Source organism: Dokdonella koreensis DS-123 (genome assembly GCF_001632775.1).
Classification (GTDB): Bacteria; Pseudomonadota; Gammaproteobacteria; order Xanthomonadales; family Rhodanobacteraceae; genus Dokdonella; species Dokdonella koreensis.
Map to the genome: position 1 here is coordinate 1,776,224 of NZ_CP015249.1, position 12,443 is coordinate 1,788,666.

Annotated in this window: 9 protein-coding genes; 4 read left to right on the top strand and 5 right to left on the bottom strand. The window is 72.1% G+C overall.

Annotated features, from left to right (window positions below; translation table 11 throughout):
* The first annotated feature begins 124 nt into the window (after positions 1-124).
* Genes I596_RS07090 through I596_RS07100 form a run of 3 tightly spaced genes read left to right on the top strand, consistent with a single transcriptional unit; the run spans position 125 to position 5,497 of the window.
* Positions 125-2,335 (top strand): putative bifunctional diguanylate cyclase/phosphodiesterase, encoded by a 2,211-nt coding sequence (locus tag I596_RS07090; RefSeq protein ID WP_067645856.1) that lies wholly within the window; start codon positions 125-127, stop codon positions 2,333-2,335.
* Positions 2,336-2,343: 8 nt separating this feature from the next.
* A complete protein-coding gene (locus I596_RS18055; RefSeq protein ID WP_190279009.1) occupies positions 2,344-5,058 on the top strand; it encodes a CHASE domain-containing protein in 2,715 nt (904 codons plus the stop codon).
* Positions 5,039-5,497: a response regulator gene (locus tag I596_RS07100; RefSeq protein ID WP_067645858.1), complete on the top strand. Its 459-nt coding sequence runs from the start codon at positions 5,039-5,041 to the stop codon at positions 5,495-5,497. The genes I596_RS18055 and I596_RS07100 overlap by 20 nt, the downstream gene beginning before the upstream one ends.
* A 33-nt stretch (positions 5,498-5,530) precedes the next feature.
* On the opposite strand, the gene I596_RS07105 is transcribed toward I596_RS07100, so the two are convergent.
* From I596_RS07105 to cysG, 5 genes are all read right to left on the bottom strand, one after another.
* Positions 5,531-7,006 carry a phospholipase D-like domain-containing protein gene (locus I596_RS07105; RefSeq protein WP_067645859.1) on the bottom strand — a complete coding sequence of 492 codons (1,476 nt, stop codon included), beginning with the start codon at positions 7,004-7,006 and terminating at the stop codon, positions 5,531-5,533.
* 71 nt (positions 7,007-7,077) lie between these two features.
* Positions 7,078-7,875 (bottom strand): SDR family oxidoreductase, encoded by a 798-nt coding sequence (locus tag I596_RS07110; RefSeq protein WP_067645861.1) that lies wholly within the window; start codon positions 7,873-7,875, stop codon positions 7,078-7,080.
* A 74-nt stretch (positions 7,876-7,949) separates the two neighbouring features.
* Entirely contained in the window at positions 7,950-8,972 is a 1,023-nt protein-coding gene (locus I596_RS07115; protein ID WP_067651582.1) for a cysteine synthase A, read from the bottom strand.
* 50 nt (positions 8,973-9,022) lie between these two features.
* A complete protein-coding gene (locus tag I596_RS07120; protein WP_067645863.1) occupies positions 9,023-9,658 on the bottom strand; it encodes a peroxiredoxin in 636 nt (211 codons plus the stop codon).
* A 31-nt stretch (positions 9,659-9,689) separates the two neighbouring features.
* On the bottom strand, positions 9,690-11,138 hold the full coding sequence (gene cysG / locus I596_RS07125) for a siroheme synthase CysG (protein WP_067645865.1): 1,449 nt from the start codon (positions 11,136-11,138) through the stop codon (positions 9,690-9,692).
* A 252-nt stretch (positions 11,139-11,390) separates the two neighbouring features.
* Between cysG and I596_RS07130 the strand changes: the two genes are divergently transcribed.
* The gene (locus tag I596_RS07130; protein WP_067645867.1) at positions 11,391-12,395 is read left to right on the top strand and encodes a LysR substrate-binding domain-containing protein; all 1,005 of its coding nucleotides are present in this window, start codon (positions 11,391-11,393) and stop codon (positions 12,393-12,395) included.
* Positions 12,396-12,443 lie beyond the last annotated feature (48 nt).

Consider the following 12,443-nt stretch of genomic DNA (forward strand, 5'->3'; position numbering starts at 1 on the left):
CGCTACCACGTGACGCGCCGGCAACCTCCGCGCAATGCCGTCGCGATCGCCGGCGTGCTTGCGGGGGTCCGAACATTTTGCGATAAAGTGGAAACGCGCGGGGCGTTTCGCCAGATGGCGACCGATGAACGACAAGGCTGGACGTACATCGTTGGGGGGCAGCCGTTTCGACGTCGCCGGGGCCAGCGGCAGGCCCCTGGAGATCCTGCTGGTCGAGGACAATCCAGGGGACGTGCGGCTGGTCGCCGAGGCGCTGCGGCAGGCACGCCTGCTGACTCATTTGCGGGTCGCCGACAGTGGCGACAGCGCGCTCGTGCAACTGCGCGGCGATGCCGGCGTGCAGCGGCCGGCGCCCGACCTGATCCTGCTCGATCTCAACCTGCCCGGGCTTTCGGGCCACGAGCTGCTGGGGCTGCTCAAGAGCGACGCGCGGCTGGCCCGCATCCCGGTGGTCGTCCTGACCAGCTCGGACGACGACGAGGACATCCGCCGCGCCTACGATGCGCACGCCAACTGCTACGTGCGCAAGCCGGTGGAGTTCGACCAGCTGCTGCAAGTGCTGCAGACCGTGGGGAACTTCTGGCTGTCGGTGGTCAGCCTGCCCGAAGGCGTCTCGCCGGGGCGCCTGCAGGCGCCTTCGCTGCTGCTGGTCGAGGACAACCCGGGCGATGCGCGCTTCGTGCGCGAGCTGCTGCGCGACGCGATAGGCCCGGAGCTCAGGATCGACGTCGTCGACCGCCTCCGGGGTGCGATCGAGGCGGTTCGCGATCGCCGCTACACGGCCATCCTGCTCGATCCGGGCCTGCCCGATTCGCAGGGACTGGACACCGTCTCGGCACTGCACCGGGTCACGCCGCTGACGCCGCTGGTCGTGCTGAGCGGCCACGGCGACGAGGACGTCGCGCTGCGCGCGATCCAGCTCGGCGCGCAGGACTACGTCGTCAAGGGCGAGCTGCAGGGACCGGCGCTGCTGCGCACGCTGCGCTATGCGATCGAGCGCAAGCTGGTGCAGGAACGGCTGGACTACCTGGCCAGCCACGACGGCGTCACCGGCTTGCCGAACCGGCAGGTGTTCCTGGCCAACCTGAGCCAGATCGTCGCCGGCTGCCACCGCTCCGGCGGCGACGCCGCCGTGGTCAGCATCGGCCTGTCCGGCGTCGGCCTGGTCAACCAGATCCACGGCCACGAGATCGGCGACCAGGTGGTCGCCGCGGCCGTGCTGCGCATCCGCGAGGTGCTGCCCGACGGCATGCTGCTGGCCTGCACCGGCAGTGCGGAGTATTCGGCCATCCTCACCGACCGCGGCGCGATCATGGACACCCCGCGCATCGCCGAGGACCTGCTGGCGCGCATCCGCGAGCCGTGCCAGGTCGCCGACCAGAAGTTCTACCTGGGCGCGAACGTCGGCATGAGCATGTATTCGATCGACGCCGACGAGGCGGCGCCGCTGCTCAAGTGCGCCGAGACCGCGCTCTACCAGGCCAAGACCACCAGCGGCGGCACCTTCCAGTTCTATTCCGCGCAGATGAACGCGACCGCGCGGCGGCGGCTGATGCTCGAGCGCGACCTGCGCCACGCGCTGGATCGCGGCGAGTTCGAGCTGTACTACCAGCCGGTGGTCGACACCGCGTCCCAGCAGCTGGTCGGCGCGGAGGCGCTGCTGCGCTGGCGCCACCCCGAGCGCGGGCTGCTGGCGCCGGATCATTTCCTCGACATCGTCGAGCAGTCGGGCCTGATCGTGCCGATCGGCGCCTGGGTGATGGAGGCCGCCTGCCGGGCGGTCGGCTACTGGAACAGTTTCGCCGGCCGCCCGCTCAAGGTCAGCGTCAACGTCTCCGCGCACCAGCTCGGCGGCAGCGCGCTGATCGACGTGATCGACCGCGCGTTGCGCGAGAACCAGGTGCCGGCGTCGGCGCTGACGATCGAGCTGACCGAGAACATCATGCACAGCGAGCAGTCGCGGCACCTGCTGCTGGGGCTGCGCGAGCGCGGCATCAGCGTGGCGCTGGACGACTTCGGCATCGGCTTCAGCTCGCTGGCCTATCTGCGCCGGTTCCCGGTCGACGTGCTCAAGATCGACCGCAGCTTCATGACCCAGGTGCCCGGTGACGCGCGCGATGCGGCGATCGTCCGCGCGATCATCGTGATGGCACGCACGCTCGGATTGCTGGTGGTCGCCGAAGGCGTCGAGACCGAGCCGCAGCGCGAGTTCCTGCGCGAAGAAGCCTGCGACCAGATGCAGGGCTACCTGCTGGCACGACCGATGGACGCGGCGGCGTTCGCCGCCAGCGTCGCCGCATCGGTCGAGCCGGACCCTGCCGTCCACTACCCATGAGCGGACCGGTGCCGCGCATCCTGGCCTGCCGCGGCTGCACGACACTGCTGCTCGCGGGGCTGGTGGCATTGGCGGTGGCCGGCCATGCCTGGGACATTGCGGCGCTGCGCCTGCGCTGGACCACGTTGACGGCGGTGCTGGCCGTGACGCTGGCCCTGGCGGTGAGCCACTACCCGTGGCGGCGGTTCGCCAGCGGGCTGGTGGGGTTCGGCATCGTCCTGCTGACGGTCAACCAGTTGTTCGGGTTCGTCGCGGGGCGGGTGCTGCTGATCGGCGGCAGCGGCCTGACGCAGCCGGTCGGCCCGGGTTTCGCCGGCGGGTTGTGCTGCGCCGGCCTGGCGCTGCTGGTCGACGCGCTGCTGCCGGCGCGCTGGGGCCGGCACGCGGCGATCGGCATCCTCGCCGCGGTCGCGATCTGCCTGGGCGCGCTCGGCAGCCTGGTCGGCCTGCACGGCGAGGCGGCGACGCTCTCGGGCTGGAGCCAGCTCGTGCGCATGCGGCCGGCCAGCGGCATCGTGCTGATCGTGGTCGGCGTCGCCGTGATGGCCTGCCTGCGGCCGTTGCCGCGCCTGATGGCCGGCGGCCGCCCGCGACCGGAAGAGGGCGAGGACGGTGCCGGCCTGGCCGCCAGCATCGCCGTGCTGGTGGTGGTGCTCGGGGCGACCGCGCTGGCCTGGCGGATCTCGGTCGACGCCGACCGCGCGCGGCGGGATGCGGCGGTGGAGCACGCGCTCGAGCGGATCGGCGATGCCGTGACGGTGCGCCTGCGCGAGTACGCCGACCTGCTCAACGGCGCCCGCGGCCTGTTCGCGGCGTCGAGCGAGGTCTCGCGCGAGGAATGGCGCCGGTTCGCGACGGCGATCGACCTGGAGCATCGCTATGCCGGCATCCGCGCGTTCGGTTTCGCGATGCGGATGGTGCATCCGGACCAGAAGCCGCTGACCGACCCGGAAGGGCGGCCGGTGGCGCTGTGGCCGGCGGGCGCGCGCGAGGACTACTTCCCGATCGCGTTCCTGCTGCCCGAGGACCCGTACAACCGGCGCGTGCTCGGCTTCGACATCGGGTCGGTACCGGAGCGCCGGCGGACCCTGGACGCGGCACGCGACGAGGATGCCGTGCGCATCACGCCGCGGGTGGACCTGATCCAGGAGGACGACCCGGCGCGGCGGCCCGGCTTCGTCATGGTCGCCCCGGCCTATACCGGGACTTCGGTGCCGCGTGACGCCGCGCAGCGGCGTGCGCAGCTCGACGGGTTCACCTACTGCGTGTTCAGCGCCGCGGACCTGATCCAGAGCGTGCGTGGCAGCGAGCTGGCGATGAACCTGCGGCTGTACGACGCGGCGGAACCCTCGCCGGCCAGCCGCGTGTTCGAGGCGGGCACCTTCGACCCGGCCGGACCGGTCACGCAGGTCACGCTCGACCTGGCGGGGCGGCAGTGGACCATCGAGGGCCAGCCCGCGGCCGGCTTCGCCTGGCAAGGCGGCGTGCGCGATGCGGACCGGGTGCTGTTCGTCGGCGTGCCGACCGCGATCGTGCTGTTCGCGATCACCTGGCTGCTGGCCGGCAATCGCGCGCGCGCGCTCGACATGGCGCGCCGCATGAACGAGGAGTGGCAGCGCAGCCAGCGCGCGCTCAAGGCGCTGACCGACACGGCCAAGGACGGCATCGTCACGACCGACGGCGAGGCGCGCATCCTCTACATGAACCTTGCCGCCGAGCACGGCTTCGGCGCACCGGCCGAAGGCGCGCTGCTCGGCGGCTGCGCGCTGGACCTGTTCGCCGACCGCGAGCGGCCGCTGTACGAGCGGGCGCTGCGGCGCGGCCTGCAGCCGATGGAGCCGGGCCTCGGCGACCACCCGGTCGAGGTGACCGCGCGGCGCCGGGACGGCAGCGAGTTCCCGGCCGAGGTGACGTTCTCGCGCTGGATCAGCGACGGCGAGGTGTTCATCACGGCGATCATCCGCGACATCAGCCGGCGGCGGCAGGCCGAGCTCGAACTGGAACGCCGCACGCAGGAGCTGCAGCGCTCGAACGCGGAGCTGGAGCAGTTCGCCTATGTCGCCTCGCACGACCTGCAGGAACCGCTGCGCATGGTCGCCAGCTACGTCCAGCTGCTGGCGCGCCGCTACCGCGACCAGCTCGACGGGGACGCCGACGAGTTCATCGGCTATGCGGTGGACGGCGCCACGCGCATGCAGCGGCTGATCCAGGACCTGCTGGCCTATGCGCGGATCGGCCGCTCCGGCAAGGAGCCGGCACCGACCGACGCCGCCGCGGCCGTGCAGCAGGCGGTGTCGCAGCTGACCGACGCCTTGCGCGACGCCGGCGCGCGTGTCGCGATCGACCTCGACTGCCGCGTGGTGGTCATCCCGAGCCAGCTGGTCCAGCTGTTCCAGAACCTGATCGGCAACGCGATCAAGTTCCGCGGCGCCGCGCCGCCCTCGGTGGTCATCGACGCCGTCCGCGAGGACGACCTCTGGCATTTCCGCGTGGCGGACAACGGCATCGGCATCGAGCCGCAGCACCGCGAGCGCGTGTTCGCGATCTTCCAGCGCCTGCACACCCGGCGCGAGTATCCCGGTACCGGCATCGGTCTTGCGATCTGTCGCAAGATCGTCGAGGGACACGGTGGCACGATGTGGGTCGAGTCCGAGCCCGGCAACGGCGCCACCTTCCATTTCACCCTGCCTGCGGAGAAGGACCATGACGAACGCCGACGCTGAGCGCTGGGAGCAGGTGGTCGAGATCCTGCTGATCGAGGACAACGAGGGCGACGTGCGCCTGACGCGCGAAGCACTCAAGGACGGCCGGTTGCGCAATCGGCTCAACGTCGTCAGCGACGGCGAACAGGCACTGGCCTACCTGCGGCGGCAGGCCCCGTTCGAGGACGCTCCGCGGCCGGACCTGATCCTGCTCGACCTGAACCTGCCGCGCCTGGACGGGCGCGAGGTGCTGGCCGCGGTCAAGAACGATCCGCAGCTCAAGCAGATCCCGGTCTGCGTCCTGACCAGCTCGCGCGCCGAGCGCGACCTGCTGCGCGCCTACGACCTGCACGCCAACTGCTTCATCACCAAGCCGGTGGAGTTCGAGGAGTTCATGCACGTCGTGCGCAGCATCGAGAACTTCTGGCTGACGATCGTCGTGCTGCCGCCGAAGGACTGAACGCCGGCCGCAGGGGTTCGCCGGCTGCGGGCGTCAGCCGGCGTCGTCGTGCCCGTCGTCGGACGCGTCGGCGGCCTGGCGCGATCGCCGCCGCCAGTGGCCGCGGTGGCGGACCAGCATCGACGCGGCCAGCCAGATGCCGACGGCGGCCAGCGGCCAGGCGATGTAGTGCGGGCGCAGGATCGCCAGCACCGAGAAGGCGACCAGCGCGGCGGCGGCGATCAGCGCGACGCCGGCCTCGGCCTCGCCGAGCACGCGATGGCGCGAGAACGCGGCGCCGACCGTATTGACGAAGCGCATCGCGCTGGCAGTCGCGCGGGACGAACTGCCGCGTCCGCCGCGCCGGCGCGACCGTGCCGAGGTGCTTCCCGTCCGCCGCACCTGCCGGCGCGGCGTCAGCACGATCTCGGTGGCGTTGGCGAGGTCCGCCGCGTACTGCCGCTCCATGCGCTGCGCGAAGCCGGCATCCTCCACGGCGACGTCGATCTCGCAGTTGCCGAGCCAACTGGCGATGTTGAGGTTGCTGGACCCTACGCGCGCCCAGCGCCCGTCGGCGACGGCGGTCTTGGCGTGCATCATCGAGCCGTTCCATTCGAACACGCGCACGCCCGCCTCCAGCAGCGGCCGGTAGCCGGCGCGCGAGAGCGAGGCGACCATGCCGATGTCGCTGGAACCGGGCACCAGCAGCCGCACGTCGACGCCGTCGCGCGCGGCCGCGGCCAGCGCCTGCACGTAGGGCGCCACGCCGACGAAGTAGGCGTCGGCGAGCCAGAGCGAGCGCTGGGCCAGCGCGGCGACCAGTTGGTCGAGGCGGTACACGCCGGTCGTGCTCGGCTGGGTCGCGATCAGGCGCATGTCGATCGTGCCGGCCGCCGGCGTTCCTTCGCCCAGGCCGGCGAGGGTATCGGGCAGCGGCGTCCCGGTCGCCGCCCACATGGCGGCGAAGGCCTTGACCAGCTCGTGCAGCACCGGCCCGCGCAGGACGACGCCGGTATCGCGCCAGGGCGGGATGCCGCGCGCGGCATCGCCGAGCCACTTGCCGCTGACGCAGACGCCGGAGACGAAGCCGACGTCGGCGTCGACGATCAGCGACTTGCGGTGGTCGCGGCTGAGCCAGCTGCCGCTGCCGGGCAGGCCCGGCGGGTTGTAGGTGCGCACCTGGCCGCCGGCGGCGAGCAGCGGCTTCCAGAACCGTGCCGGCGAGTTGCCGAGGCAGCCGAGCCAGTCGCGCAGCACGCGGACCTCGACGCCTGCGGCGGCGCGTTCGACCAGCGCGTCGCGGAACGCGTGGCCGATCGCGTCGTCACGGAAGATGTAGTTCTCCAGCAGGATCGCCCGGCGTGCGCCGCGGATCGCGCCGAGCCAGGCGTCGAAGTGCGCCTGGCCGTCGATCAGCAGATCGACCGCGTTGCCGCCGACCAGCGGTGCGCCGGCGGCGCGGCAGAACGCGCGCTCGGCGACGTGCCGCAGCGGGGTGTCGGGGGAGGGGTGCGACGAGGCGCGGACCATGGCGCCAGTCTACCGGGAACCGATGCCCGCGCCGGCGCTGCCGGGCGTTGCGGCCGGCGTGAAGCCGTTCGTCAGGAAACCTTCAGCCGTCGCGCGAAGGCGGTGTACCAGCGCAGCGGAAGGAAGCGCTTGAACCAGACCGCGATACGCTCGCGGCCGGCGATGACGACCTCGTAGCGGTCGCGCTCGACCGCCCGCCAGAGGCGCTCGGCGCAGGTGGCCGGCAGCATGCCCTGGCCGATGTCGGCGTCGACCGTTCCCCAGGCGCGCCCGTCCGGCCCCAGTGCGTTGACCGAGATGCCGGTGCGGACGAAGCCGGGGCAGGCGAGCGTGAAGCGGATGCCGCGGTCGCCCAGCTCGATCCGCGCGCAATCGAAGAAGCCGTGCAGCGCATGCTTGGCGGCGGCGTAGCCGGTGCGGCGCGCCATCGCGATCTTGCCGAACACGCTGCTCACCACCACGACGTGGCCGCTGCCGCGGGCGACCATCTCCGGCAGCAGCGCGTGGGTCAGCGCGACCGGCGCGAAGAAGTCGATTTCCAGCAGCCGCCGGTAGGCCTCGATCGAGGTCTCCAGTGTCGTGGTGCGCTGGGACAGGCCGGCATTGTTGACGAGGATGTCGACCGGCCCGAAGAACGCCTGTGCACGTGCCGCCAGCACCTGGGCATCCTCGATCCGTTCCAGGTCCGCCGGCAGCAGGGCGACCTGGTCCGGCTGCGGACAGGCGGCGCGCACGCGTTCGAGTTCGGCGCTGCGGCGCGCGGTCAGTACCAGCCGCGCACCGCGTGCCGCGGCTGCCAGCGCCAGCGCCTCGCCGATGCCGCCGGATGCCCCGGTGATCCAGACCACCTTGCCCGCGAGCTGCGTCATCGTTTCCCCCTGCGGTCTCGGGCGCAGGGCCCGCCTGGGCGCAGCCTGCCAGCAAGCGGGGCCGCTGGCAAAGCTCAGGCGTCCTGCGGGAACGCGCGGTCCAGCCAGTCCGGCACCGGCAGGCCCTTGCCGCGCAGGAAGGCCGGATTGAACAGCTTGGCCTGGTAGCGGGTGCCGGCGTCCGCCAGCACGGTGACGATCGTGTGGCCGCGGCCCAGCGCCTGCGCGAGGCGGATCGCGCCGGCGAGGTTGACGCCGCTCGATCCGCCGACGTTGAGGCCTTCGGCGGCGATCAGCGCGTGCACCAGCGGCACCGACTCGGTATCGGGGATCGACCAGGCCAGGTCGATCGGCGCATCGGCGAAGTTCGCGGTCACGCGGCTGGAACCGATGCCTTCGCTGATCGAACTGCCCTCGGCCTTGAGCTCGCCGGTCGCCACGTAGGCGGCCAGCGCCGACCCGGCCGGGTCGGCGAGGGCGATGCGGACCTTGGGATTGCGTGCCTTCAGCGCGCGACCGACGCCGGCCAGCGTGCCGCCGGTGCCGCTCGCGCAGACGAAGCCGTCGACCTCGCCACCGAGCTGTTCCCAGATCTCCGGGCCGGTCGTCGCCTCGTGGAAGTCGCGGTTGGCGGTATTGTCGAACTGGTTCGCGAACCAGGCGCTGCCCGGTTCGCGTGCGTTCATCGCCTCGGCCAGGCGCCGGGCGGTGTGGGCGTAGTGGCCCGGATCGGCGTAGGCCACCGCCGGCACCAGATGCACCTCGGCACCGGTCACGCGCAGCGCATCGATCTTCTCGCGGCTCTGCGTGGCGGGCATCGTGATGATCGTGCGGTAGCCGCGGCTGGCGCCGAGCAGGGCCAGGCCGATGCCGGTGTTGCCGGCGGTGCCCTCCACGATCGTGCCGCCGGGGCGCAGCGCCCCGCTGCGCTCGGCATCCAGCAGCAGGCCGAGCGCGGTGCGGTCCTTGATCGATCCCCCGGGGTTGGCGAACTCCGCCTTGCCGTAGATGCGGCAGCCGGTCAGGTCCGAGGCGTGGCGCAGGCGGATCAGCGGCGTACGGCCGATCGCGGCGGCGAGGTCTTCGCGCGTATCCAGACTGCCTCCCGTCGACGCCGCGGTGGCGCCGATCACCCGCCGCGCCAGCGTCATGCGCGAGGCGCCGGAACCGTGCGCAGGTACGGCTTGAGCGTCTTCCAGCCGTCCGGATGCAGTTTACGCGCATCCTCGTCGGAAACCGACGGCGCGATGATGACGTCGTCGCCGGGCTTCCAGTCCACCGGCGTCGTCAGCTTGCGCCCCTCGGTCAGCTGCAGCGAGTCGAGCACGCGCAGGATCTCGTCGACGTTGCGGCCGGCGCTGGGCGGGTAGGTGAGGGTGAGGCGCACCTTCTTGTTGGGGTCGATGATGAAGACCGAGCGCACCGTGACCTTGGGATCGGCCGCCGGATGGATCATGCCGTAGAGCTCGGCGACGCTGCGGTCCGGATCGGCCAGCAGCGGGTAGTTGAACGTGGTGTTGCCGACTTCCTCCACGTCCTTGATCCAGCGCTGGTGCGAGTCCAGCGGGTCGACCGAGAGGCCGAGCAACTGCGTGTTGCGTGCGGCGAACTCCGCCTTGCGGCGGGCGAACGCGCCGAGCTCGGTGGTGCAGACCGGCGTGAAATCGGCCGGATGCGAGAAGAACACCACCCAGCCGCTGCCGATGTAGTCGTGGAAGCGGATGGGGCCGTCGGTCGATTCGGCGGTGAAGTCCGGAGCGGTCTCTCCGAGTTTGAGCGACATGGGAATCTCCTTGCGGTTGGGGGAAGAGGGGTCAGGCGGCCGCGTCGAGCGGGGGATGCGGGCAGGCGTCGCCGTCGATCACCGGCAGGCCGTGCCAGGCCAGTGCCGGCGCGAGCGAGGCGACCGTCCCGAGGATCAGCAGGCTCGGCGAGCGCAGGCCGTGTCGCGCGGCGATCTCGGGCAATGCCGCGAGGCGCCCGCAGATCACGCGCTGGTCGGGGCGGCTGCCGTTCTCGACCAGGGCGAACGGCGTATCGCCGGACCGGCCATGGGCGAGCAGGCGGTCGCGCAGCGCCTCCAGCGTGCCGCCGGCCATGTAGATCGCCAGGGTCTGACGGTCGTCGGCCAGCACGTGCCAGTCCAGCGTGTCGATCGAGCGCTGGCAGTGCGCCGTCAGCAGCCGCACCGACTGCGCGTGGTCGCGATGGGTCAGCGGTATGCCGGCATGGGCCGCGCAGGCCAGCGCGGCGGTGATGCCGGGGACGACCTCGTAGGGCACGGCATGCGCGCGCAGGAACTCCAGCTCCTCGCCGCCGCGCCCGAAGACGAACGGGTCGCCGCCCTTGAGGCGGACCACGCGGCGGCCGGCACGCGCATGCTCGAGCAGCAACTGGTGGATGCGGTCCTGGCTGACCGAATGCCGGCTCGCCTGCTTGCCGACCGCGATGCGCTCGGCGTCGCGGCGAGCCAGTTCGAGCACCTCGCTGCCGACCAGGTGGTCGTACAGGATCACGTCGGCTTCGTTGAGCGCACGCAGCGCGCGCAGCGTCAGCAGGCCGGGGTCGCCGGGGCCGGCACCGACCAGAACCACGCTTCCGGCCGGTGTCGGCGCCGGTCGCGCCAGGGCGGCGTCGACCTCACGCCCGGCGTCGTGCTCGCGGCCGCTGCGGACCAGGCGAGCGATCTCGCCCGTCAATGCGAATTCGTAGAAGCGCCGTCGCGCGGCCAGCGTGGGCCGGCCCTGCCGGATCGCGCGGCGCTTGCGCGCCAGCAGGGCGGCGATGCGGCCGAGCGCGGGATCGAGCAGGGTCTCCAGCCGCTCCCGGATCGCGCGGGCGAGCATCGGTGCGCTGCCGCCCGAGGAGACCGCCACCTGCAGCGGCGCCCGGTCGATCACCGCCGGCACCTGGAAGCTCGAGCGCTCGGCATCGTCCACCACGTTGGCGAAGATGCGGCGCTGCGCCGCGGCCGCCGCGACGTCGGCGTTGAGCGCCGGATCGTCGGTCGCGGCGACCACCAGCCAGGCGTCGTCGAGCCAGCCCGGCTCGAAGCGGCCCGGCCGGTAGGCGATCTCGCCCTGTGCGACACGCCGTGCGATCGCCGCGTCGAGCGCCGGCGCGCCGACGCGGATCGCCGCGCCGGCCTTGGCCAGCGCGGCGATCTTGCGCTCGGCCACCGTGCCGCCACCGACGACCAGCACCGTCCGGCCGGCGAGGTCGGCGAACATCGGATAGAGCGTGGAGGGCGCACCGGTCTGCATGGCGAGGACCTTAGTCGTGCGTGCCGGCGCGAGGAAATGACCGCGCCGACGACCCATATCGCCGCTGGTAATGAGTGCGGATGAGCACTTCGGTTCGGACGGATGGACGTCCAAATAACTTTTGGATATGATCGGCCGCGTTGGCTTCGCGAGTACGCGGCGGGCCGCGGCGCAGCCTGTGGCTGTCCTGCCGCGTTTCCTCGCGCGGGGGCCGCCCCACCGCAGCCGCGCCTTCATCGAAGGGGACCGTCCATGACACTCACCCAGTTGCGCTACCTGGTCGCGATCTCCGACGCGGGCCTCAACATCACCCAGGCGGCCGAGCACGTGCACGCCACCCAGCCGGGCCTCAGCAAGCAGCTCAAGCAGCTCGAGGACGAGCTGGGCTTCCAGCTGTTCGCGCGCAAGGGCAAGAGCCTGGCCAACGTGACGCCGGCCGGCCAGCAGGTGATCGACCGCGCGCGCATCATCCTGGCCGAGGCGCGCAACATCCGCGCCATCGCCGCCAACCTGCGCGGCGACCACCAGGGCGAGCTGGCGATCACCACGACACACACCCAGGCGCGCTTCGTGCTGCCGGCCGCGATCGCCGAGCTCAAGCGCCTGTACCCGGCCATCGGCGTGCACCTCAAGCCGCACGGCGATGCGCAGGTGATGGGCCTGTTCGAGCGCGGGGAAGCGGACCTGGCGATCATCAGCACCACCGGGGCGGCGCCCGGCGACGGCGTGGCGGTGCCGCTGTTCCGCTGGCGGCGCGTCGTCGTCGTGCCGCGCGGCCACGCGTTGGCCGGCCTGCAGCGGCCGCTGCGGATCGAGGACCTGGTCGGCCAGCCGCTGGTCAGCTACGAATCCTCGCTGCGGCCCGAATCCTCGCTGCGGCGCACCTTCGAGGAAGCCGGCGCGGTGCCGAACTTCGCCTGCACCTCGCGCGACGCGGACCTGATCAAGACCTATGTGCGCGCGGGCCTCGGCGTCGGCATCTTCGCCGAGATGGCGCTGGCCGAAGAGGACGCACGCGATCTCAAGGCGCTCGAAGCCGGCAGCCTGTTCCCCGAATGCACGACCTGGCTGGTCCTGCGGCGCGACCGCGTGCTGCGCGCGTACGCGGCCGCGCTGGCCGGCCTGATCGCCCCGCAGCTCGATCCGCGCGACCTGCAGCGCGCGTTGAACGGCGAGGAGCCGGCGGCCTGGCCGCAGCCGCCGTACTGGCGTGAACTGCCGAATGCCGGTTTCCTGCCGGCCGCCCTGGTCGCCTGATCGCCCCTGCCGGCAACGCCAGCACGCCGGCCCCGGTCAAGCGTCCGG

Excerpts from the sequence above, each read along its gene's own strand:
- I596_RS07090 (WP_067645856.1), top strand. The coding sequence starts at position 125 with ATGAACGACAAGGCTGGACGTACATCGTTGGGGGGCAGCCGTTTCGAC.
- I596_RS07105 (WP_067645859.1), bottom strand. The coding sequence starts at position 7,006 with ATGGTCCGCGCCTCGTCGCACCCCTCCCCCGACACCCCGCTGCGGCAC.
- I596_RS07100 (WP_067645858.1), top strand. The coding sequence starts at position 5,039 with ATGACGAACGCCGACGCTGAGCGCTGGGAGCAGGTGGTCGAGATCCTG.
- cysG (WP_067645865.1), bottom strand. The coding sequence starts at position 11,138 with ATGCAGACCGGTGCGCCCTCCACGCTCTATCCGATGTTCGCCGACCTC.
- I596_RS07120 (WP_067645863.1), bottom strand. The coding sequence starts at position 9,658 with ATGTCGCTCAAACTCGGAGAGACCGCTCCGGACTTCACCGCCGAATCG.
- I596_RS07130 (WP_067645867.1), top strand. The coding sequence starts at position 11,391 with ATGACACTCACCCAGTTGCGCTACCTGGTCGCGATCTCCGACGCGGGC.
- I596_RS07110 (WP_067645861.1), bottom strand. The coding sequence starts at position 7,875 with ATGACGCAGCTCGCGGGCAAGGTGGTCTGGATCACCGGGGCATCCGGC.